The 21,375-nt window shown below is 75.6% G+C and carries 19 protein-coding genes; 8 read left to right on the top strand and 11 right to left on the bottom strand.

Translation table 11 applies throughout. The features are described 5' to 3' along the window. Positions 1–291: 291 nt before the first annotated feature. Together ACI79I_RS00145 and ACI79I_RS00140 are read left to right on the top strand one after the other, a co-directional pair. Positions 292–1,293, top strand: a complete 1,002-nt coding sequence (locus tag ACI79I_RS00145; protein ID WP_456989828.1) for a sulfite exporter TauE/SafE family protein — start codon at positions 292–294, stop codon at positions 1,291–1,293. A 258-nt stretch (positions 1,294–1,551) separates the two neighbouring features. Next, positions 1,552–2,478 (top strand): sulfite exporter TauE/SafE family protein, encoded by a 927-nt coding sequence (locus ACI79I_RS00140; RefSeq protein ID WP_456989826.1) that lies wholly within the window; start codon positions 1,552–1,554, stop codon positions 2,476–2,478. Between the two features lie 21 nt (positions 2,479–2,499). On the opposite strand, the gene ACI79I_RS00135 is transcribed toward ACI79I_RS00140, so the two are convergent. The 7 genes from ACI79I_RS00135 to ACI79I_RS00105 form a co-directional block, all read right to left on the bottom strand. Beyond that, positions 2,500–3,492, bottom strand: coding sequence for an NAD-dependent epimerase/dehydratase family protein (locus ACI79I_RS00135; protein ID WP_456989824.1), 993 nt, complete (start codon positions 3,490–3,492; stop codon positions 2,500–2,502). 84 nt (positions 3,493–3,576) lie between these two features. Further along, the gene (locus tag ACI79I_RS00130) at positions 3,577–4,074 is read right to left on the bottom strand and encodes a DUF5994 family protein (RefSeq protein ID WP_456989822.1); all 498 of its coding nucleotides are present in this window, start codon (positions 4,072–4,074) and stop codon (positions 3,577–3,579) included. Between the two features lie 202 nt (positions 4,075–4,276). Beyond that, entirely contained in the window at positions 4,277–5,425 is a 1,149-nt protein-coding gene (locus ACI79I_RS00125) for an aldose epimerase family protein (protein ID WP_456989820.1), read from the bottom strand. A 411-nt stretch (positions 5,426–5,836) separates the two neighbouring features. Continuing rightward, entirely contained in the window at positions 5,837–7,726 is a 1,890-nt protein-coding gene (typA, locus tag ACI79I_RS00120) for a translational GTPase TypA (RefSeq protein WP_456989818.1), read from the bottom strand. Between the two features lie 164 nt (positions 7,727–7,890). Then, positions 7,891–8,223: a hypothetical protein gene (locus ACI79I_RS00115; RefSeq protein WP_456989816.1), complete on the bottom strand. Its 333-nt coding sequence runs from the start codon at positions 8,221–8,223 to the stop codon at positions 7,891–7,893. Positions 8,224–8,613: 390 nt separating this feature from the next. Beyond that, positions 8,614–9,966 (bottom strand): DUF4232 domain-containing protein, encoded by a 1,353-nt coding sequence (locus ACI79I_RS00110; protein ID WP_456989814.1) that lies wholly within the window; start codon positions 9,964–9,966, stop codon positions 8,614–8,616. A gap of 122 nt (positions 9,967–10,088) precedes the next feature. Continuing rightward, a complete protein-coding gene (locus ACI79I_RS00105; protein ID WP_456989812.1) occupies positions 10,089–10,649 on the bottom strand; it encodes a YceI family protein in 561 nt (186 codons plus the stop codon). Between the two features lie 91 nt (positions 10,650–10,740). On the opposite strand from ACI79I_RS00105, the gene ACI79I_RS00100 reads away from it, so the two are divergent. The 3 genes from ACI79I_RS00100 to ACI79I_RS00090 all read left to right on the top strand — a co-directional run bounded on the left by ACI79I_RS00100 (position 10,741) and on the right by ACI79I_RS00090 (position 13,254). Then, on the top strand, positions 10,741–11,244 hold the full coding sequence (locus tag ACI79I_RS00100; RefSeq protein WP_456989810.1) for a MarR family winged helix-turn-helix transcriptional regulator: 504 nt from the start codon (positions 10,741–10,743) through the stop codon (positions 11,242–11,244). A gap of 79 nt (positions 11,245–11,323) precedes the next feature. Then, complete coding sequence (locus ACI79I_RS00095; protein ID WP_456989808.1) at positions 11,324–12,511, top strand: sensor histidine kinase; 1,188 nt, start codon at positions 11,324–11,326, stop codon at positions 12,509–12,511. Beyond that, positions 12,508–13,254, top strand: coding sequence for a response regulator (locus ACI79I_RS00090; RefSeq protein ID WP_456989806.1), 747 nt, complete (start codon positions 12,508–12,510; stop codon positions 13,252–13,254). Before ACI79I_RS00095 ends, ACI79I_RS00090 begins: the two co-directional genes overlap by 4 nt. A gap of 4 nt (positions 13,255–13,258) precedes the next feature. Here ACI79I_RS00090 and ACI79I_RS00085 read toward each other — a convergent pair whose 3' ends face one another. Then, positions 13,259–14,053: an ArsR/SmtB family transcription factor gene (locus tag ACI79I_RS00085; protein ID WP_456989804.1), complete on the bottom strand. Its 795-nt coding sequence runs from the start codon at positions 14,051–14,053 to the stop codon at positions 13,259–13,261. 197 nt (positions 14,054–14,250) lie between these two features. Between ACI79I_RS00085 and ACI79I_RS00080 the strand changes: the two genes are divergently transcribed. Both ACI79I_RS00080 and ACI79I_RS00075 read left to right on the top strand, forming a co-directional pair. Further along, positions 14,251–15,024 carry an ABC transporter ATP-binding protein gene (locus ACI79I_RS00080; RefSeq protein WP_456989802.1) on the top strand — a complete coding sequence of 258 codons (774 nt, stop codon included), beginning with the start codon at positions 14,251–14,253 and terminating at the stop codon, positions 15,022–15,024. Between the two features lie 10 nt (positions 15,025–15,034). Next, entirely contained in the window at positions 15,035–17,488 is a 2,454-nt protein-coding gene (locus ACI79I_RS00075) for an FtsX-like permease family protein (RefSeq protein WP_456989800.1), read from the top strand. A 47-nt stretch (positions 17,489–17,535) separates the two neighbouring features. Here ACI79I_RS00075 and ACI79I_RS00070 read toward each other — a convergent pair whose 3' ends face one another. Genes ACI79I_RS00070 through ACI79I_RS00060 form a run of 3 tightly spaced genes read right to left on the bottom strand, consistent with a single transcriptional unit; the run spans position 17,536 to position 20,623 of the window. Further along, positions 17,536–18,420, bottom strand: a complete 885-nt coding sequence (locus ACI79I_RS00070; protein WP_456989798.1) for an enoyl-CoA hydratase-related protein — start codon at positions 18,418–18,420, stop codon at positions 17,536–17,538. After that, on the bottom strand, positions 18,417–19,406 hold the full coding sequence (locus tag ACI79I_RS00065) for an acyl-CoA dehydrogenase family protein (RefSeq protein WP_456989796.1): 990 nt from the start codon (positions 19,404–19,406) through the stop codon (positions 18,417–18,419). Before ACI79I_RS00065 ends, ACI79I_RS00070 begins: the two co-directional genes overlap by 4 nt. Further along, on the bottom strand, positions 19,403–20,623 hold the full coding sequence (locus ACI79I_RS00060) for an acyl-CoA dehydrogenase family protein (protein ID WP_456989794.1): 1,221 nt from the start codon (positions 20,621–20,623) through the stop codon (positions 19,403–19,405). Before ACI79I_RS00060 ends, ACI79I_RS00065 begins: the two co-directional genes overlap by 4 nt. A gap of 112 nt (positions 20,624–20,735) precedes the next feature. On the opposite strand from ACI79I_RS00060, the gene ACI79I_RS00055 reads away from it, so the two are divergent. Further along, entirely contained in the window at positions 20,736–21,365 is a 630-nt protein-coding gene (locus ACI79I_RS00055) for a TetR/AcrR family transcriptional regulator (protein ID WP_456989792.1), read from the top strand. Positions 21,366–21,375: the final 10 nt, after the last annotated feature.

Genomic DNA, 21,375 nt, shown 5'->3' with positions numbered 1-21,375 from the left:
GCCTTCCCGCCGGGCCCCGTCGCGTTCCCCCGGGGGGAGGACGGCGTCCCGCACGGTGGAACGCCTCTTGGCACATATCCCGATCGATCTGGTAGACATATCGCCGTGGCGGCGACGACGGTGCTCCTGGTGGGGCGGATCCACGTCGACCTGCTGCGCGTCTGCACCGCCCGCTGTCCGGGCTGCTGACGTCCGCGCGCTGCTGCGCGCCCCCTCCCCCGTTCGTCCCGCGGTGAGCCGCGCCCTGACGCGCGCCCGCGACCCCCCTCCCCGGATCCGGAGTCCAGCCTCGTGAAGACCCTCACCCTGCTCGCCCTGGTCGGCCTGGGCGCGCAGCTCGTGGACGGCAGCCTCGGCATGGCCTATGGCGTCACGTCCACCACCCTGCTGCTCGCCATCGGCACCAACCCCGCCGCCGCCTCGGCGACCATCCACCTGTCCGAGATCGGCACGACGCTGGCCTCGGGGCTGTCGCACTGGAAGTTCGGCAACGTCGACTGGCGGGTGGTGGCCAAGGTCGGCGTCCCGGGCGCGGTGGGCGCGTTCCTCGGCGCGAGCGTGCTGTCGAACCTCTCGACCGAGGTCGCCGCCCCGGCCATGTCGCTGATCCTGCTGGGGCTCGGTGTCTACCTGCTGGTCCGCTTCACCCTCCGCGGCGTGGACCGCAGGCACCTGGGCAAGCCGGTCCGCAAGCGCTTCCTCGGCCCGCTCGGCCTGGTGGCCGGCTTCGTCGACGCCACCGGTGGCGGCGGGTGGGGGCCGGTCGGGACCCCCGCGCTGCTGGCCAGCGGCCGCATGGAGCCGCGCAAGGTGATCGGCTCGATCGACACCTCCGAGTTCCTCGTGGCGCTGGCCGCCAGCCTCGGGTTCCTCGTGGCGCTCGGCTCGCAGGGCATCGACTTCGCCTGGGTGCTGGCGCTGCTGATCGGTGGACTGGTCGCCGCCCCGATCGCCGCCTGGCTGGTCCGGCACGTCCCGCCGCGCATGCTGGGCTCGCTCGTCGGCGGGATCATCGTGATCACCAACACGCGGACCCTGCTGCGCAGCGACTGGATCGACGCCTCCGACCCGGTCCGCTACGCCGTCTACGCCGTCCTGTACCTCCTCTGGGCCGCGGCCGTCGTCCACTCCTTCCGCGAGTACCGCAAGGACCGCGCCCTGGAGTCGGCCGACGCTCTCGCCGCCGAGGCGGCACGCGTGCACGACGAGATCGACCTGCCGGCCGATGGCGCCGACGCGGCCGACCTCGGCCGCAACCTGACCGCGGGCCGGCCCAGCGCGCCGCAGGACTGACGGAGGACCCTGCCCCCCCACTGCTCGCAGGCTCGCGGTGAGCCCCTGCAGGGGGCCGGATGAGCGACATCGAGGCCCCGCCCGGCACCCGCCGGGCGGGGCCTCTCGTCGTCGTCGAGGTGGCGCACCCCCAGGTTGCGGCGTCCGCATCCCCCCGGTTGAGGCGTTCACCCGGACCGCACGGGTCCGTACACATGATCACGTGGCACAGGTGACGGCGTCCCCGCGGGGACGCGGCGCGCGTCGGGGCACGCGCCGGTGAGGACCCTGACCCTGCTCGCGCTCGTCGGCCTGGGCGCGCAGCTCGTGGACGGCAGCCTCGGCATGGCCTACGGCGTCACGTCCACCACGCTGCTCCTGGCGATCGGCACCAACCCCGCCGCCGCCTCGGCGACCATCCACCTGTCCGAGATCGGCACGACGCTGGCCTCGGGCCTGTCGCACTGGAAGTTCGGCAACGTCGACTGGCGGGTCGTGGCCAAGGTCGGCGTCCCGGGCGCGGTGGGCGCGTTCCTCGGCGCGAGCGTGCTGTCGAACCTCTCGACCGAGGTCGCCGCCCCGGTGATGTCGCTGGTCCTGCTGGCACTGGGCATCTACCTTCTGGTCCGCTTCACGCTCCGCGGCGTGGACCGCCGCCACCTGGGCAAGCCCATGCGCACGCGTTTCCTGGGCCCCCTGGGCCTGGTCGCCGGCTTCGTCGACGCCACCGGCGGCGGCGGGTGGGGACCCGTGGGCACGCCGGCGATCCTCGCCAGCGGCCGCATGGAGCCGCGCACGGTGATCGGCTCGATCGACACCTCCGAGTTCCTCGTGGCGCTGGCCGCCAGCCTCGGGTTCCTGCTCTCCCTCGGCTCGCAGGGCGTCGACGCCGGCTGGGTGCTGGCGCTGCTGGTCGGTGGGCTGGTCGCCGCCCCCATCGCGGCGTGGCTGGTCCGGCACGTCCCGCCGCGCATGCTCGGCTCGCTCGTCGGCGGCGTGATAGTCCTGACCAACACCCGGACCCTGCTCAGGAGCGACTGGCTCGACGCCTCCGACCCGGTCCGCTACGCCGCCTACGCCGTCCTGTACCTCCTCTGGGCCGCGGCCGTCGTCCACTCCTCCCGCGAGTACCGCAGGGACCGCGCCCTGGAGTCCGCCAGCACCCCGGCGACCGAGCGGCCGCGCCCGTCCGTCGCCGCAGGCTGAGCCCGGCAGCACCGCCGGCGCTCAGCGGGCCGCGAGGAGAGCCGCCTCGAGGTCGGCCGGCAGGCCGGGCACGGGCAACCCGTGGGGCGGGGGCGGGAGCCGGTCGACCGTCTGCAGCCAGGCCCAGGTGTCGGTGACGGTCTCCTCCAGGGGCCGGCCGGGCAGTCCCAGCTCACGGGCCCGCGTGGTGTCGACCTCCCAGGCGGTGCGGGCCATCTCGGCGGGCAGCCACAGCGGCAGGTGCAGCCACGGCTCGACGCCCGCGGCGAGCAGGTCCGCCTCCGGGACCACCGCCCACTCCGCGTCGCTCCCGGTCACCTGGCGGCACAGGTCGAGCAACCCGCCGAGGGTGGTCATGCCGGCCGGGCCGGTGGTGTTCACCGGACCGGAGACACCCTGCTCGGCCATGGTCACCAGCCAGCCGGCGAGGTCGCGGACGTCCACCAGGGCGATCGGTTGGTTGAGGGCGTCGGGGACGACGACCCGTCCGCCGCGCGCGATCCGCTGCAGCCACCACCCCAGCCGGTGCACGCGGTCGTCGGGGCCGACGATCAGCCCGGCGCGCGCGGTGAGGAAGCGGTCACCGAACGCCGCGCCGAGGACCCGCTCGGCCTCGGCCTTGATCGCCCCGTACTCGTCCTCGTCGCTCTCCCAGACCGGCTCGTCCTCGCTCCGGATGGGTCCCGGCGGCCAGTTCCGGTAGGCGTTGAGGCTGCTCACGAAGGCGTAGCCCCGGATCGCCGGGCCCCGGACGCCACCCAGCACCTCCGCGGCGCTGCGGGCGGCCGCGCGGGTCTGGCACGAGGTGTCGACGACGAGCTCCGGGGTCCAGCCGTCGAGGGCGGCCGCCAGCGCGGTGGGGTCGTCCCGGTCGCCGCGCAACGCCCGGACGCCCTCGGGCGGGTCCCCGGACACGCCGCGGGTGAACGCCGCCACCTCGTGACCGCGGTCGAGTGCCGCCGTGGCCACGTGCCGGCCGAGGAAGTGGGTGCCGCCGAGGACGAGCAGTCGCATGGCCCCAGCCCAGCCGAGCGGTTCCCCCGCCGTCCAGCCGGTTCGCTGTGGGCGCAGCCCGCCCGGCCGGTCAGGGGTCCCGTCTCAGACCGCGTGCGTGACGGGCACCCCGGGGACCTGCGGCAGCGGCATCGACCGGGCGGCGGCCATCACCATCTGCGGCGAGCGCGGCAGCCCCCTGCGGGTGCACAGCCGCAGCGCCCGGGCCCCGGTGATCACGTCGGTCTCCGGCGGCACGACGAGCAGGTCCGCCCGCCGGGTGCCGCCGTCCCAGGTCAGGCAGACCACCCCCGGGTCCATGCTGCGGAAGCCGCCGGTGCGCACCACCCGGCCACCGACGACGACCTTGCGCGGAGCCGGGCTCCAGGCGTCGAGGGGGTAGGTGAAGCGCTCGACGCGCAGGCCACGCTTGTCCAGGGCGGCGACCAGCTCGGGCAGCTCCACCGCCAGGTCGCGGCTGCGCGGGAACCAGGCGCCGTCGAAGGCGTGCTCGCCCGACCCTGCGTCGCTGCGCACGCTCACCCGGACGTCGATGCCGCCCCGGTGCCCCTCGGCCGCCAGCGTCTGCAGGGTCGTCCTCATCAGCGTCACGCCGCCTTCCGTCGTCGAGTGCGCCCTCGGGTACACGGGCCCGAGGAGAACCTATGCAGTACGGGTCGCACCGCCCGGCCGGCCGCGGGGCGGCGGGTCGCCGTCCCGCGGCTCGTCATCACGGTTCGTCACCAGGTGGTCACGACGGTTCGCCGGGGGGGCGCCCGGCGACCGCCTGCCCCGGCGCCCCCGGTCAGGACGACAGGGAGAAGACGGTGGTGCTGTCGTAGACCTCGCCCGGCCGCAGCTCCGTCGACGGGAACTCCGGCTCGTTGGGCGAGTTCGGGAAGTGCTGGGTCTCCAGCGCCAGCCCGTCACCCTGCCGGTAGATCGTCCCGCCGGTGCCGACCAGCGTGCCGTCGAGGAAGTTGCCCGAGTAGAACTGGATGCCGGGCTCGGTGGTGTCGATGGTCAGCGTCCGGCCGCTGGCGGGGTCGTGCAGCACGGCCGCCTGCTCGAGGGCGTCCTCGCTGTCGGACCCCTCCCGCGCCCCGTCGTCCTCGCGGTCCAGCGCCCAGTTGTGGTCGTAGCCCTGCCCGTACAGCAGCTGCTGGTCGTCCTCGCGGATGCGCGCGCCGATGGCGGTGGGCTCGCGGAAGTCGAACGGGGTGCCCTCCACCGTGGCGATCTCGCCGGTCGGGATGAGCGCCTCGTTCACCGGGGTGTACCCGCTGGCGTCCAGCTGCAGCTCGTGGTCGTAGATGCTGCCGGAGCCCTCGCCGCCCAGGTTCCAGTAGGTGTGCTGGGTCAGGTTGACGACGGTCGGGGCGTCGGTCGTGGCCTCGTAGTGCACGGTCAGCCGCGACTCGGCGTCCAGGCTGTAGGTGACCGTCGTGGTGAGGGTCCCGGGGAAGCCCTGGTCGCCGTCGGGGCTGACCAGCTGCAGCTCCAGGGCGGCGACGTCGTCGTCACCGACGGGCGTGGCCGTCCAGACCTGGTCGTCGAAGCCGTCGGTCCCGCCGTGCAGGGTGTTCGGGTCGTCGTTGAGCGGCAGCTGGTAGGCGGTGCCGTCGAGGGTGAAGGTGCCGCCGGCGATGCGGTTGCCGTACCGGCCGATCAGGGAGCCGAAGTAGGGGTCGGTGTCGGCGACGTAGCCGGCCAGGTCCGGGAAGCCGAGGACGACGTTCTCCACCTGACCCTCGGCGTCGGGGACCTCCAGCGACTGGATGACGCCACCCCAGGTGAGCACGCGGACGACCATGTCCCCGTTCGCCAGCGTCCAGCGCTCGACCGGGGTGCCGTCGGGAGCGGTCCCGAAGGGCTCGACGGTCGTCGTCGCCGCCTGGGCCGCGGTCGGGAACACCAGACCGCTGGCGACCAGGCCGACGCTGAGCGCGGTCACGACGGGCCAGCGGCGGCGACCCCGCGGGGCCGGGGTGGGCGGGAGAGCCGGGCGTCCGGTCATGGGGACTCCGATGTCCGTGCGGTCCACCGGCGTCGTCGCGCGGTGGCGGGGGGCACCGCCGGACCGGGCGGATCAAGCACCCGGCGAGCGGTCCTGGGACGAGTCGGAACCGTAGGGAGTCGGTCGGAGGGGTGTCAACGGCCGCCCCGGAGACGCGAACGGCCGAGTGGGCAGCTCCCGCCGTCGGGGACGGCGTGTCGCGCACGCGTCGCGACGACGACTGCTCACTCGGCCGTGGAGCACGCGCGGAGGACCCCCGTTTTGGGGAGGGCAGGACCGCGCTCGTCGGCCCCGTCCCGGGCACCGCCGCCAGCGTGCGAGCGGCGGTGCCCGGGACGGGGTCCTTGCTCAGGCCTTGGGCTTGCGGTTCTTCGCCTTGCCCCGCTCGTTCTGGTCGAGGATCACCTTGCGCACCCGGATGGTGGCCGGGGTGACCTCGACGCACTCGTCCTCGGCACAGAACTCCAGCGCCTGCTCCAGGTTCAGGATCCGCGGCGGGATGAGCCGCTCGAGCTCCTCAGCGGTCGAGGACCGCATGTTGGTGAGCTTCTTCTCCTTGGTGATGTTGACGTCCATGTCGTCGGGGCGGGAGTTCTCGCCGACGATCATGCCCTCGTACACCTCGGTGCCCGGCGCGACCATCATCGAGCCGCGCTCCTGCAGCGAGAACATCGCGTACGACGTCGCCACGCCCTGCCGGTCGGCGACCAGGGACCCGGTCGGGCGGGCGCGCATGTCACCCATCCACGGCTCGTAGCCCTCGAGGTTGTGGTTGAGGACGCCGGTGCCGCGGGTCTCGGTGAGGAACTCGGTGCGGAACCCGATGAGGCCGCGGGAGGGGACGATGTACTCCATCCGCGCCCAACCGGTGTCGTGGTGCACCAGGTTCTCCATGCGGCCCCGGCGGGAGGCCAGCGCCTGCGTGAGGGTGCCGACGTACTCGCCCGGGGTGTCGATGGTGACCCGCTCGACCGGCTCGTGGAGCTTGCCGTCGATCTCCTTGGTGACCACCTGCGGCCGGCCGACGGTGAGCTCGAACTCCTCCCGGCGCAGCTGCTCGACGAGGATCGCCAGGGCCAGCTCACCGCGGCCCTGCATCTCCCAGGTGTCGGGTCGCTCGGTGGGCAGCATGCGCACCGAGACGTTGCCGACCAGCTCCTGGTCGAGCCGGTTCTTGATCAGCCGGGCGGTGAGCTTCTTGCCCGAGCGGCCCGAGATGGGCGAGGTGTTGATCCCGATGGTGATCGAGATCGACGGCTCGTCCACGGTCAGGGGCGGCAGCGGCCGCGGGTCGTTCGGGTCGGCGAGGGTGTCGCCGATCATGATGTCCTCGATGCCGGCGATGGCGACGAGGTCACCGGGGCCGGCGCTCTCGGCCGGGGTGCGGGTCAGGCCCTCGGTCACGAGCAGCTCGGTGATCTTGACCCGCTGGATCGTGCCGTCGGTCTTGCACCAGGCGACCTGCTGGCCGCTCTTCATCGTGCCGGAGTGGATGCGCAGCAGCGCCAGCCGGCCGAGGTACGGGGAGGCGTCGAGGTTGGTGACCTGCGCGCGCAGCGGTTCCTCGGCGTCGTAGGACGGTGCCGGGATGGTGTCGAGCAGGGTCTTCACCAGCGGGCCGAGGTCGGGGCTGTCGGGGCTGGTGCCGTCGGCGGGCCGGGTGAGCGAGGCCTGCCCGGTCTTGCCGTTGCTGTAGACGATCGGGAACTCGAGCGCGTCGGTGTCCAGGCCGTTGTCCTCGAGCAGCTCCATGAACAGCTCGTAGGTCTCGTCCACGACCTCGGCGATCCGGGCGTCGGCGCGGTCGGTCTTGTTGACCACGAGGATCACCGGCATCCGCTTGGCCAGCGCCTTGCGCAGCACGAAGCGGGTCTGCGGCAGCGGACCCTCGGAGGAGTCCACGAGCAGGACGACGCCGTCCACCATCGACAGGCCGCGCTCGACCTCGCCACCGAAGTCGGCGTGACCGGGGGTGTCGACGATGTTGACCGTCACCGGGTTGCCGTTCTCGTCGGCCAGCCGGATGGCGGTGTTCTTGGCGAGGATGGTGATGCCGCGCTCACGCTCGAGGTCCATCGAGTCCATGACGCGGTCCTGCGTGGAGTCGTTGTCCGTCCCCTCGCCCTTGGCGCGGCCGAGCGCTCCGGCCTGGCGGAGGAGGGCGTCGACCAGGGTCGTCTTGCCGTGGTCGACGTGGGCGATGATCGCCACGTTGCGCAGGTCGTCGCGGGTGGGCATGCGGGAGGGCACCTCAGGGGGTTCGGGGATCCGCGGCGTCGACGCACGCGGCATCACGAGTAACGGCCGCCGGCCCGGCGACCTTCCCACTCTAGAAGGACCTCGGTCCCCCTCGTCCCTCGCAGGCTCGGCGCGGGCCCCTGGAGGGTGGCCGTTCCAGCACGTCAGGGGCGGTCGGCCACGGCGAACGTCATCCCAGCGGCGGCGATCGTGACGAGACTCACCGCCAGCCACGCCGCCATGCCCACGCCCAGCGCCAGCACGTGGGCGAGCACGAAGGCACCGACGTACAGGGCGCCCAGTCCGAGGGCCACCGCCCAGCCGCGCCGCTGCACCCACAGCCAGGCCGCCGCCAGCCCGCCGAGGGCGAAGAGGGCGCCTCCGAGCGCGCGGACGCCGGTGCTCTGGGCGACGCCGAAGCCCGCGGCCAGGCCGATCGCGACGAGGACGGCGGACGGGAAGCGGGTGCGGGCACGGGTCAGCGTGGACGACGACATGCCGACCAGTCTCCCCCTCCCCGCGGCTGGTTCCCGGGCCCGCCCGCGACCGGTTCCCGGGCCCGCCCCCGCGACCGGTTCCCGGGCCCCCGCGACGATCATGACGCCGCGGAGGCGACACCCCGGGCGGCGCACGTCGTGGACGCCCCGGCGGGGTGCGGTCACGCCGATGCGGTCGAGTCCTCGCTGCACGATTTGCGACGACCGGCGTGTCACCTCCCGAGGACCATGATCGTCGGAGTGGAGGGGTTCGTCGGAGTGGAGGGGCTCGTCGGAGCGGAGGGGCTGGCCGGAGCGGACGGGGTGGCCGGGTGCCGGTCAGTTCCAGGGCGGCGCTCACGGCGCGATGCCCCACGCGCCCCCATCCGCGCAAGCGTGTCGGCCAGGTGGTCAACCTGCGTCGGCGATGTCGAACGGCGCCTGCGGCGAGCCGCCGACGATGCCGGCCTCGACCGGCGGGGACGACGGGTCGAGGGCCACGGTGACCATCTGCGGGGTCTCGGCGTCGGCCCAGCCGGCGTGGGTGCGCCAGGTGAGCAGCGCCAGCGCCGTCCCGCCGGGGGCGATGCCGACGCGCTCGGCGACGGCCGGCCCGCCGGTCGGGCTCTGCCCGGGCTCGACGGTGAGCGTCAGCGGCCGGCCGCCCTGGAGCAGCGTCACGACCGGGACGCCCTCGACCCAGCACGGGGCGTCGCCGGTGTTGCGCGCCTGCACGCTCGCCGCCCGGGCGCCCAGCGCGGCGTCGAAGCCGACCACGGCGAGGTCGAGGTCGCCGACCGAGCAGGGCGCACCGGCCGCGACCCGCGGCGGAGGGGCCGATCCGACCGGGGGAGGGAGCGACACCGGGGACGGCGGGGGCGCGGTCGTCGGTGCGGGGACCGTCACCCCCGGCTCCTCCGGCAGCGGCGGGTCGGAGGCGACCAGGACCGACACCCCGGCCACCACCAGGGCCTGCACCCCACCGAGCAGCACGAAGGCCGTCAGCCCGAACACCCCGAGGAGGACGGCGGCGGAGCCCCCGCGCCGCGGGGACGTGCCGGCCCGCGCCTGGCCGGCCATCCGGGCGACGGCCACCCCGGCACCCAGCAGCAGGCCGGTGGCCAGCGGCAGGGACCACCAGCCGTCCGGCCCCACCCACCCCGCACCGACGGCGGCGCCGGCGAGGCCGGTCGCGGCGGCGCTGACCCCCAGGCCGGTGAGCCACGCGCGGCGCAGGGAGGTGCCCGGCCCCCCGAGCCGGACGTCGAGCCCGGTGAGGACCTCGGCCTGGACCAGCCAGACGACGGCCAGCGCGACCGGCACGGCGTGCGGCCCGGCGAACAGCGCCACGAACACCGGGACCTCGAGCAGCAGGGCGACCCCGCTGCCGACCGCGGCCGCGATCCCCGCGTGGACCGACGGCGCCGACCCGCGCGCCGGCGGCCCGGTGCGGCCCCCCGTCCGCCGCAGCGCCACCAGCGCCACGCCGAGCAGGACCAGGACCGCCCCCGCGCCGACGACCCACCACAGCCGGGTCAGCCCCGCCGCCGCCTCGGCCGGGGTGCACTCCCCCGACGTCAGGCAGGCCGGCTCGGGCTCCAGCCAGGCCGGCCGGTGGCGGGCCGACCGCAGCCCCGCCCAGGCCATCAGCGACAGGCCGGCGAGCAGGGTCGGCCAGGCCATCAGCGACAGGCCGGCGAGCAGGGGCGGCCGGGCCGCAGCGCGCAGTCCTCCGGCCGGCCGGCCCGCCCCCGCTGCACGCATCGGCTCGGGATCCTGCCCCAGCGCCGCCGTGGACCGTGGGACGCGGACGACAGAGGGCCCCGGGCGTGCGCCCGGGGCCCTCTGGAGCGGCCGTCGAGTGGTTGCTCTCAGGCGGGGGTCGTTCAGGCGGTGCGGAGCACGGCCTCGATCTCGAGCTCGACGCTGATCTTGTCGCCGACGACCACGCCGCCGCCGTCCATCGGCATGTCGATGTCGACGCCGTACTCCTTGCGGGAGATCTCGGTCTTGGCACTGAAGCCGGCGCGGGTGCCGCCGTAGGCGTCGGGGCCGAAGCCGTTGAGCTCGAGCTCCAGCTCGACCGGCTTGGTGATGCCCTTGACCGTCAGGTCACCGACGACGGTCCAGTCGGCACCGTCGGTGCGGACCGCGGTCGAGCGGAAGGTCATCTCGGTGTGGTTGCCGACGTCGAAGAAGTCCGCGGAGCGGATGTGCGCGTCGCGCTGCTCCTGGCGGGTGTCGATGGAGTCCATGTTGATCCGCGCGGTGACGCTGGACTGCGTCGGGTCCTCGGCGGTGACGATCTCACCGGAGAACTCGCGGAAGTAGCCGCGGACCTTGCTCACCATCATGTGGCGGACGGAGAAGCCGACGGTCGAGTGCGTGGGGTCGATGTCCCACGTGCCGACGACGTAACCGGGGATCTGGGTGGCGGTGCTGGTCATGGTGTTCTCTCCAAGACGGTTGAGCGTTTGACCTTCTGCTGGGCCTGAGCGTAGTTGAAGGCTCATCTATTCCGCCAGTACCCTGAGGGACATGACCGCGCACGTGTCCGCCTCCCAGGACGGCCCCGGACGTCCGGCCGGGGAGCCCCGCTGGCTGGACGCCGACGAGCAGCGGGCCTGGCGTGCGTGGCTGTACAGCTCGCAGCTGCTGCAGGACCGCCTGGACCGCGAGCTCACCCACCGGACCGGGATCTCGCACGCCTACTACGAGATCCTCGTCGCCCTGTCCGAGACCGAGGGGCGCATGCTGCGGATGAGCGAGCTCGCCGACCGCTGCCTGTCCTCGCGCAGCCGGCTCTCGCACGCGGTCTCCCGCCTCGAGGAGCGCGGCTGGGTGCGCCGGCAGGTCTGCGCCGAGGACGGGCGCGGTCAGCTCGCCGTCCTCACCGACGAGGGGTTCGCCGCGCTGGAGGCCGCGGCCCCGGTGCACGTCGAGGGCGTGCGCACCCACCTGTTCGACCAGCTGACCCCCGAGCAGGTCGAGCACATGCGCGACCTGGGCGAGACGCTGCTGCGCCACCTCGACGCGCGCTGACCCTCGTCCCGGGGTCGGACGCGCGGGTCATCCCGCGGGTGGACGACGCCGGACCGGCCGCTGCCTAGGGTCGTCGCCGATGGACGGCCACCCACTCCTCGCGCGCCTGGAGACCTGGCTGCGCGCCCACCCCTCCGGCGTGGACGTCGGGATCGCGGGGCTGGTCTGGTGCCTGACCGTCCTCCTGCCCCACGAGTCGTACAGCCCGAGCGAGGCCACCGCCTTCGTCGTCGGGACCCTGCTCACCGTCCCGCTCGCCTGGCGACGGCGGAGACCGGTGCGCGCGGCCGCGGTCGTGGTGGCCGCCGGCCTGCTCGAGCTGGTCGTCTCCGACGACTTCCTCGTCGCCAACGTCTCCGCTCTGCTGATGGTCCACGCGCTGGCTGCCTACGCGCCGCGCTGGGCCGGCCGCGCCGGCCTGGGGGTGGGCCTGGCCGGTGCGCTGCTCGCCGGCCTGCGGTACTTCTCCCTCGGCGCCAGCGACGCGCTGGTCCCCAGCGCCGGCTCCATCGGGGTGGCCGTCGTCGCCGCCTGGGCGCTGGGCGACCTGCGCCGGGCGCGCCTCCGCCAGCTCGACGACCTGCACGAGCGGGCCCGGCTGCTCGAGCTCGAGCGCGACCAGGAGATGCGGCTGGCCGCGACCGCCGAGCGGGCCCGCATCGCCCGCGAGATGCACGACGTCGTCGCCCACTCCCTCTCGGTCGTCATCGCCCAGGCCGACGGCGGCCGCTACGCCGGGAGGACCGACCCGGCGGCCGCCACCGGTGCGCTGGAGGCGATCGCGGCGACCGGGCGGCAGGCGCTGTCGGACATGCGGGGGTTGCTCGGCGTGCTCCGCGAGGACGGCGGCGAGGACTACGCCCCCCAGCCGGACGTCGCCGCCATCGCCGGCCTGGTCGAGGAGGTCCGGGCCAGCGGCCTGGACGTCGACCTGCTGGCCGAGGGCACGCCGCGGGAGCTCCCGGCCGGTCCGCAGCTGGCCGCCTACCGGATCGTGCAGGAGTCGCTGACCAACGTGCTCAAGCACGCCGGCCCGGCCAGCCGAGCCTGGGTGCGGCTGCACTGGCGGCCCGACGCGCTGGAGCTGTCGGTCCTCGACGACGGCCGGGGCGCCTCGGCGGCGATGGTGGAGCCCGACGGGGCCGGCCAGGGACTGCGGGGCATGGCGGAGCGGGCGCGGCTGCACGGCGGGCGGGTGGACGCCGGCCCGCGCCCGGGTGGCGGCTTCGGCGTGCACGCCGTCCTCCCCTACCCTGCCCCGCGATGACGGCGGCGGGTGGGCATCGCGGCGAGGGACGGGTGGGCGCAGGGACGGCGGGGACGACCGAGCGGGTCCGGGTCGTCCTCGTCGACGACCAGCAGATGGTTCGGGCCGGGTTCCGGATGGTCATCGACTCCCAGCCGGACCTGACCGTGGTCGGCGAGGCGGGCACCGGCGCGGAGGCGGTCGCCCTGCTCGCGCGGACCCCGGCCGACGTCGTCCTCATGGACGTCCGGATGCCGGGCGTGGACGGCATCGAGGCCACCCGGCAGGTCACCGCGCTCCCCCAGCCGCCGCGGGTCGTCGTCCTGACCACGTTCGACCTCGACGAGTACGTGGTCGCCGCGATCGGCGCGGGGGCCAGCGGCTTCCTGCTCAAGGACGCACCGCCCGAGGAGATGCTCTCCGCCGTCCGGACGGTGCACGCCGGGGACTCGGTGATCGCCGCCAGCTCGACCCGCCGGCTGCTCCAGCACGTGGCGCCCATGCTCCGCGGGAGCGCACCCCGGTCGGTGGCCACCGACGAGCTGGCCGAGCTGACCCCGCGGGAGCGGGAGGTGCTCGAGCAGATGGCCTACGGGGCGACCAACGCGGAGATCGCCGCGCACCTCGTGGTCAGCGAGGCGACGGTGAAGACCCACGTCGGCCGGGTGCTGGCCAAGACCGGCTCGCGCGACCGGGTGCAGGCCGTCGTCCTCGCCTTCCGGACCGGGCTGGTGCAGCCGGCCGACCTGCTGCGCGACGCCTGAGGGTTCACGCCGGCGCCGGCAGGGTCGCGCCGGTCTCCAGCAGCGTCTTGAGGTCCGACAGCAGGTGCGGCCAGCCCTGGCTGACCATGGTCACCACGGTGCTGCCGGGGTCGGGACCGCCGTGGACGACGGTCAGGCGCACGAGGTCGTCGGCGAGCGGGTCGATGGTGAAGGTGACCGTCGAGCGCCGCTCGCCACGCAACCGGCCCAGCAGGTCGTCGTCGACCCCGTTCGCCGCCGCCCACTCCGGCGTGAAGGTGTGCCAGGTGTAGGCCAGCCGGCGGCCGGGCTCGGCCTCGAGCACCACCTGCTCGGGGTCGGCGATCGTCACGCCGCCCTCCTGCCAGGTCACCGGTGAGCCGACCGCCCAGTCCGACGTGAGGGCCACCCCCCAGTACCGGCGGGTGAACGCGGGGTCGGTGAGTGCCTGCCACAGCTGCTCCGGCGAGGTGCGGATGTAGGTCGTGTAGACGAACTCGGGGCTGCTCATCGGTTGCCTCTCCAGTGCTGTCGCGAGGTCCGCGAGCGCGCGCACCCGCTCGCGGTCGAACTGGCTGATCCACCGGTCGGACACCGCCTGGATCGGCGCGGGGTTGAGGAAGTGCAACTTCTCCCGGCCCCGCCACACGGTGGTGACCAGGCCGGCGTCCTCGAGGACCGCCAGGTGCTTGCTGACCGACTGGCGCGCCATGTCCAGCCCCGCACACAGCTCGCGCAGGGTCTGGCCCCGGCGCGCGTTCAGGCTGTCGAGCAGCCGGCGCCGGCTGGGGTCGGCGAGTGCGCGGAAGGTCAGGTCCATCGGGCTCCTCTCGTGCAGCCGCCCGGCTGCACGTCACGTTAGGCAGCCAGAAGGCTGCACGTCAAGGCGTCCGTCCGCGGGAGGACGCCGGGTCGGACCGGGGGCGGACCCAGAGATCACCCCCCGCTCCGACGCGCGCGACGGGTCCCTCCCGGCAGGTTGGTCCCCGTTCCGATCCCCGTCCCGGAGGTGCCCTCGTGTCCGCTCCCGTCCCCGTCATGACCGTGCCCGGCGAGCCGCCGCCCTCGGCCGCCGCCGTCCGCGCCCGCGGCCTGGCGAAGACCCACGGCAGCGGTGAGACCGCCGTCCGCGCGCTCGCCGGGGTGGACGTCGACTTCGACCGCGGGGCCTTCACCGCGATCATGGGGCCGTCGGGGTCGGGCAAGTCGACGCTCATGCACTGCCTGGCCGGGCTGGACACCCCCACGGGCGGGCAGGTCTGGCTGGGCGACACCGACGTGACCGGGCTGCCCGACGACCAGCTCACCCGGCTGCGCCGGGAGCGCATCGGCTTCGTCTTCCAGTCGTTCAACCTGCTGCCGGTGCTCGACGCGCGGGAGAACATCGTGCTGCCGATGCAGCTGGCCGGCCGTCGTCCCGACCCCGCGTGGTTCGACGCGGTGGTCGCCCGCCTCGGTCTGCGGGAGCGGTTGCGGCACCGGCCCGCGGAGCTCTCCGGCGGCCAGCAGCAGCGGGTCGCCGTCGCCCGCGCGCTGCTCCCCCGCCCCGACGTCGTGTTCGCCGACGAGCCCACCGGCAACCTCGACTCCCGGGCCGGCGCGGAGGTCCTCGACCTGCTGCGCAGCAGCGTCCGGGAGACCGGCCAGACCGTCGTGATGGTCACCCACGACCCGATCGCGGCGGCCTACGCCGACCGGGTGGTGCTGCTCGCCGACGGCCGGCTCGCCGGCGAGGTCCGGCGGCCGACCCCGGACTCGGTCGTGTCCGCCCTCCGCGGCCTGGGGGCCTGACGTGCGCTCCGTGACCCTCGCGTCGGTCCGCGCCCACGCGGCCCGGCTGGTCGCCTCCTGCGTGGCGATCGTGCTGGCGGTCGCCTTCGTCGTGGCGACGCTGGTGCTCAACGAGACGACCCGCACCACGGTGCTCACCGCCGCCGGCGCCCAGTACGTCGGCACCGACGTCGTCGTCACCTCCGACGACGGCACGTCGCTGGCCGGCGACGTGGCCGCGCTCACCGCGCTGCCCGGTGTGCAGGCCGTGGCGCCGGAGTGGCAGACGTCGGTCCAGGCCGGGGTGCCCGGCCGGGCGGGATCCCAGTTCCTCGTGGTCGGCGCCGTCGCCGACGACCCGGCGCTGCGCTGGCAGCGGCTGTCGGCCGGCTCCCTGCCCGACCGGGACGGCGAGCTCGCGGTGAGCGAGCGGGTCGGCGCCGAGGTCGGCGACGTGCTGCAGGTGGTCGGCGTGACCGCCGACGGCACCGAGACCACCGCGCCGGCCAGGGTGACCGGCGTGGTCGACCTCGGCGGCGACCCCGAGGCCGGCCTCTACGGCCGCGCCTGGACCACCCCCGCGCAGGCGCGGGCGTGGGGCGCGGTCGACCCGACCGAGCTGCGCGTCGCCGGCTGGCCGCGGACCGACGAGGCCGCCCTGGCCGCGGACGTCCGCGCCGCGCTCGACGGCCAGGTGGTGACCGTCCGCACCGGCACCGAGCAGGCCGAGCAGCGGGCGGCGAGCATGCTGGGCAACGCCACGGCGCTGGCCGCGGTGCTCCTGGTCTTCGGCACGGTCGCGGTCGTCGTCGCCGGGCTGGTCATCGCCAACACCTTCGCGGTGCTGCTCGCCCAGCGGACCCGGGACCTCGCGCTGCTGCGCTGCGTCGGCGCGACCGCCCGCCAGGTGCGCCGCAGCGTGCTGGGCGAGGCGGTGCTGACCGGGCTGGCGGCCTCCGCGCTCGGCGTCGGCGTGGGCATCGGGCTGGCCGCCGCCGTCTCCGCGCTGGCCGAGGGCGTCGAGTCCCCGGTGCCGCTGTCGGGGGTGTCCGTGCCCTGGCTCGCCGTCGTCGCGGGGCTCGCGGTCGGCACCCTCACCACGCTGCTGGCCGCGCTCGCCCCCGCCCGGGCGGCCACCCGCGTGGCGCCGCTGGCCGCGCTGCGGCCGGCCGACCCGGCGCCGCTGCGCTCCCGGCCCGGGGTGCTGCGGCTGGCCCTCGGGCTGCTGCTGCTCCTGCCGGGCGCGGCGCTGCTGGCCATCGGTGTGCTCATGGCCAGCGTGTTCGTCGCGCTCCCCGGCGGCGTGCTGAGCTTCCTGGGGGTCGTGCTGCTGGCCCAGCGGGCGGTGCCGCCGGTGGTCCGGGCGGCCGGCGGGCTGGTGGCCCGCACCGGCGTGCCCGCGCGGCTGGCCGCCGGCAACGCCACCCGCAACCCGCGCCGGACGGCGGCGACGGCCACCGCGCTGCTCATCGGGGTCACGCTGACCACGGCGATGGTCGTGGGTACCGCCTCGACGCGGGCCACGGCCACCGTCGGCCTGGCCGCGGCCTACCCGGCCGACATCGTCGTGGACGGGCTCCCCGGGCAGCTGCCCGGGTCGCTGCTGGGACAGACCGAGGCCGTCGACGGGGTCGCCCGGGGCACGGCGCTGACGGCCGCCGACCTGACCGGCCCCGACGGGCAGCCGTGGACCTTCTACGGGGTGGACGTCTCCACCGCGGTCCCGGTGCTCCGGTCCACCGCCGACACCCCGCTGCCCGAGGCCGGCGAGGCCCTCCTCCCCGCGTGGCTGGCCGACTCGTGGGCGGTGACCGAGGGCTCCTCGGTCCCCCTCTCCGGAGCGGGTGGGTCACTGGACCTCCGGGTCCGCGTGGTCGACGGCGACGCCCCGCCGCTCGTCCTCGCCACGGACCTGGCCCGACTGGCCCCGGACGCCGCGGTGAGCCAGCTGTGGCTGCGGCTGGCCGACGGCGGGGACCAGGCCGCGGTCGTGGACGCCGTCACCGACACGGTCGGGACGGCGACGACCGACGCGCAGGTGACCGGCGTGGTGAGCCTCCGGCAGCAGATGGACGAGGTGCTCGACGTGCTGCTGCTCGTGGTCACCGGGCTGCTCGGGGTGGCCGTGGTGATCGCGCTGATCGGGGTCGGCAACACCCTGGCGCTGTCGGTGGTGGAGCGCCGGCAGGAGAACGGCCTGCTGCGGGCGCTCGGGCTGACCCGCCGCCAGCTGCGCGCGCTGCTGGCGTGGGAGGCGGTGCTCGTCTCCGGTGTGGCCGCGGTGCTGGGCGTCGTCCTGGGCGGGGTCTACGGGGTCACCGGCACGGCGTCGGTGCTGGGCATGGCCGGGGAGGTCGTGGTCGACGTCCCGTGGCTGCAGGTGGCCGCGATCGTCGCCGTCGCCACGGTCGCCGGGCTGCTGGCCTCGGTGCTCCCGGCCCGCCGCGCCGTCCGCACCTCCCCCGTCGCGGCCATCGCGGGCTGATGCGGAGTGGAGTGGGAGGGCGCGGACAACGCGTCCCTCCCACTCCACTACGGCGCGGCGTCGGCGGGCGGGTCCGGCCAGCGCGGGATGCCGGCGACCGCGCCGTCCCCCAGGGGCGCGCCGAACCGCGGTGGCCGCTTCTCCAGGAACGAGGCCACTCCCTCGGCGGCGTCGGGGCCGGCCCCGAGCTCGACCAGCGCCCGCGACTCGGCCCGGTGGGCGTCCCACGGCGAGGCCGCGCCGAGCATCGACCACAGCAGCTGCCGCGCCGCCCCGACCGCCACCGCGGAGGTGTTGTCGGCGATCTCCCGGGCCAGCGCCCGCGCGGTGGGCAGCAGGTCGGCGTCGGGGACGACGCGGGAGACCAGCCGGCCGCGCAGCGCCTCGGCGGCGTCGAAGACCCGGCCGGTGGCGACCCACTCCATCGCCTGGCTGATGCCGACCACCCGCGGCAGGAACCACGACGACGCGGCCTCGGGCACGATCCCGCGCCGGGGGAAGACGAACCCGAACCGCGCCGACTCCGCCGCGATCCGGACGTCCATCGGCAGGGTCAGCGTGGCGCCGATGCCGACGGCGGGGCCGTTGACCGCGGCGATCACCGGCTTGCGCAGCGCGGCGAAGGGCAGCGACGCGATCCCGCCCCAGTCCCGCGGGACGCCGCCCACCGTGCCGCGGGGCACCGGGTCGGGGCGCGCCGCGCGGTCCCGGAACGTGCTCTCCCCGCCGGCGAGGTCGGCGCCCGCGCAGAACGCCCGCCCGGCGCCGGTCACCACCACCACCCGGACGGCGTCGTCGGCGTCGGCGGCGTCGGCCGCGGCGGCCAACTCGGTGGCCATGACCGCGGTGAAGGCGTTCCTCCGGTCGGGCCGGTCGAGGGTGATCGTCGCGACCCCCTCGGCGACGTCGTACCGCAGTTGGGTCGGGGTCATCCCAGCGCACCGGCGACCGCGAGGCGGGCGACGGTGTCCAGGTGCTCGGCGGCGTCGCCCAGCAGCAGCCGGTCGACCTTCGCCCGCCGCCAGTACAGGTGGGCGTCGTGCTCCCAGGTGAAGCCGATGCCCCCGTGCACCTGGATGCAGGTCTCGGCGGCCCGCTCGAAGGCCTCGGCGGCCTGCGCCTTGGCGGCCGAGGCGGCCAGCGGGAGCTCGTCCGGGGCGGCGTCGGCGGCCCACGCCGCCCACCACACCAGCGAGCGCAGCTGGTCGGCCCCGACCCAGGCGTCGACCAGCATGTGCTTGACCGCCTGGTAGGAGCCGATCCGGCGGCCGAACGCCTCCCGCTGCTGCGCGTACTCCACGGCCATCCGCACGGCCGCGTCGGCGGCGCCGAGGTCCTCGGCGGCGAGCACCACGGTGGCCACCTGCCGGGCGCGGGCCCACAGCGCGGTGGCGTCGTCGGCCAGCACCCGCCGGGAGGTCAGCCGGACCGAGGCCAGGCCGCGGGTGGCGTCCATGGGCCGGCCCGGGGTGGCCTCGCCCTCGCCGACGACCAGCGCGCCGTCGTCCAGGCCGAGGAACAGCGTCGCCCCGGCCGCGTCGATCGACGGCGCCGAGCCGGTTCCCGGCCCGTCGAGGACGGCGAACCGCGCCGACCCGTCGGCCAGCTGCGCGGCGAGGTCGGGGTGCTCCCCCAGCAGCACGGCCGCCCGGGCGGCGGTGACCAGCGACGGCCCGGCCAGCACCGCCCCGCCCTGCTCGGCGACCACGGCGAGGTCGAGCACCGACCCGCCGGCGCCGCCCGCGGACTCCGGCACGGTGATGCCGAGGAACCCGATGCCGGCCAGCGCGTCGTGGCCGGGCGCGACCGCCCCGCCCTCGAGCGCCGCGCGGGCGGCGGCGGCCGACGCCGTGCCGCGGAAGAAGTCGCGGGCGCCGGCGGCGGCGTCGCGCTGGTCGGGGCCGAGGTCGAAGTTCACCGCCTGCCTCCCGCGAAGGGCGCGTCCTTGTCGCTGCGCGGTTCGGGTGGGAGCCCCAGCACCCGCTCGCCGAGGATGTTGCGCAGCACCTGGTCGGTGCCGCCGGCGATGGCCAGCCCCGGCAGGTACCCCTGGGTGCGCTGCCAGGTGTCGTCGCCGTCGGCGGTGGCGGCGTACACCGCGTCGTCGCCGAGCAGCCGGACGCCGGCGTCGGCCACCAGCTTCGCCGCGGCGGTGCCGGCGAGCTTGCCCGCGCTCGCCTCCGGCCCGGGCACACCGCCCTGGCTCAGCACCGTGAACCGCCGGTACCCCGTGTAGCGGGTGGCCAGGGACGCGACGACCGCCCGGCCCACCGCCTGCCGGGCGAGGACCTGCCGGTCGGGGTCGAGCCCGGGCAGCCGGTCGCGGGCGGTGGCGACGAGGGCCTCCACCGGCAGGCCGAGGTCGCTGCCGGCGCCGCCGATCGCCACCCGCTCGTTCATCAGCGTGGTGAGCGCGACCCGCCAGCCCTCCCCCGGCTCGCCGAGCCGCTCGCTGTCGGGGATGCGGACGTCGTCGAAGAAGACCTCGTTGAAGCCCGCCGAGCCCACCATCTGCCGCAGCGGCCGCACCGTCACCCCGGGGGCGTGCATGTCGACGACGAACATCGTCAGCCCGGCGTGCTTGGGCCGGTCGGGGTCGGTGCGGGCGAGCAGGAGGCCCAGGTCGGCGACGTGCGCCAGCGTCGTCCAGACCTTCTGGCCGTTGACCACCCACTCCTCGCCGTCGCGCACGGCGGTGGTGCGCAGGGCGGCGAGGTCGGAGCCGGACGCCGGCTCGCTGAACAGCTGGCACCACACGTCGTCGGCGCGCAGCAGCCGGGCGAGGTGGCGCCGCTTCTGGTCCTCGCTGCCGTGCCCGATGACGGTGGGACCGCACATGCCCAGGCCGATGTGGTTGATCAGCGTCGGCACGCCGGCGCGGGCCAGTTCCTGCTGCACGATGGCCTGCTGCACCAGCGTGCCGCCCCGGCCGCCGTACTCCCGCGGCCAGGTGATCCCGACCAGGCCGGCCTCGGCCAGCACCCGCTGGGAGCGGCGCAGCGCGGCCTCGTGCGTGCGTGCGTCGACCGCCTCCTCGCCGGGGCCGACGTGCAGCAGCTCGGCCGCGTGCTCGGCGAGGGTGGTCCGGACGCCGGCGCGGAAGGCCGCCTCGTCGGGGGTGTCGTCGAAGTCCACGGGCGGCGCCTCTCCTCGGCCGGGCGGGGGTCCGGCCGCAGCGTGACAGCGGTCACACGGAACGGTCAACGGTGACTGTTCGGGAGCGCCGCCTCCCCCTACGCTCGCGCGGGTGACCGCCGACCCCGCCGCGCCGCCCGGCCCCCGCTCGCGGTCGGCGCGGACCGCCGGCAGCCGCGCGCTGATCCTCGACGCGGCGGTCGCCTGCCTGGTGGAGGACGGCTACGCCGGCGCCTCCACGCTCGCCGTCCAGGCACGGGCGGGGGTGTCCCGCGGGCGGCTGCTGCACCACTTCCCCAGCCGGGCCGAGCTGCTGGTGGCCGCCGCCGAGCACCTGTCGACCACCGTGCTGGCCGCCGTCCGGGAGCGGGCCGCGGCGCTGATGGCCGACCAGCCGGCCGGCCCCGAGCGGGTCGACCGCGCCATCGACCTGATGTGGGCGACGTTCCAGGAGCCACCGTTCTGGGCCGCCGTGGAGCTGTGGACGGCGGCGCGCACCGACCCCGAGCTGCGTGCGGCGCTGCGGGCCGAGGAGCGACGGCTGCGGGCGGCCATCCGCGCGGTCGCCGACGAGATCTGGGGGCCGGAGATCGCCGCGGCCCCGCTCTACGCCGAGACCTGCGAGCTGCTGTTCACCAGCATGCGCGGCGTCGCCATCGTGTACGCGTTCGAGGACCGCCCGGCCGCGACCGACCCGCACCTGGTGCTGTGGAAGCGGCTCGCCGAGCGGGTGCTCGCCTGACGACGGCTCC

The organism is Geodermatophilus sp. SYSU D01105 (assembly GCF_054050095.1).
This window is presented reverse-complemented; position numbering and strand designations above follow the sequence as displayed.

Bases quoted from the DNA above. Each gene is read 5' to 3' on its own strand.
- ACI79I_RS00105 (WP_456989812.1), bottom strand. From the start codon at position 10,649: ATGACCAGCACCGCCACCCAGATCCCCGGTTACGTCGTCGGCACGTGG.
- ACI79I_RS00090 (WP_456989806.1), top strand. From the start codon at position 12,508: ATGACGGCGGCGGGTGGGCATCGCGGCGAGGGACGGGTGGGCGCAGGG.
- ACI79I_RS00095 (WP_456989808.1), top strand. From the start codon at position 11,324: ATGGACGGCCACCCACTCCTCGCGCGCCTGGAGACCTGGCTGCGCGCC.
- ACI79I_RS00100 (WP_456989810.1), top strand. From the start codon at position 10,741: ATGACCGCGCACGTGTCCGCCTCCCAGGACGGCCCCGGACGTCCGGCC.
- ACI79I_RS00115 (WP_456989816.1), bottom strand. From the start codon at position 8,223: ATGTCGTCGTCCACGCTGACCCGTGCCCGCACCCGCTTCCCGTCCGCC.
- ACI79I_RS00070 (WP_456989798.1), bottom strand. From the start codon at position 18,420: ATGACCCCGACCCAACTGCGGTACGACGTCGCCGAGGGGGTCGCGACG.
- ACI79I_RS00085 (WP_456989804.1), bottom strand. From the start codon at position 14,053: ATGGACCTGACCTTCCGCGCACTCGCCGACCCCAGCCGGCGCCGGCTG.
- ACI79I_RS00135 (WP_456989824.1), bottom strand. From the start codon at position 3,492: ATGCGACTGCTCGTCCTCGGCGGCACCCACTTCCTCGGCCGGCACGTG.
- ACI79I_RS00130 (WP_456989822.1), bottom strand. From the start codon at position 4,074: ATGAGGACGACCCTGCAGACGCTGGCGGCCGAGGGGCACCGGGGCGGC.
- typA (WP_456989818.1), bottom strand. From the start codon at position 7,726: ATGCCCACCCGCGACGACCTGCGCAACGTGGCGATCATCGCCCACGTC.
- ACI79I_RS00110 (WP_456989814.1), bottom strand. From the start codon at position 9,966: ATGCGTGCAGCGGGGGCGGGCCGGCCGGCCGGAGGACTGCGCGCTGCG.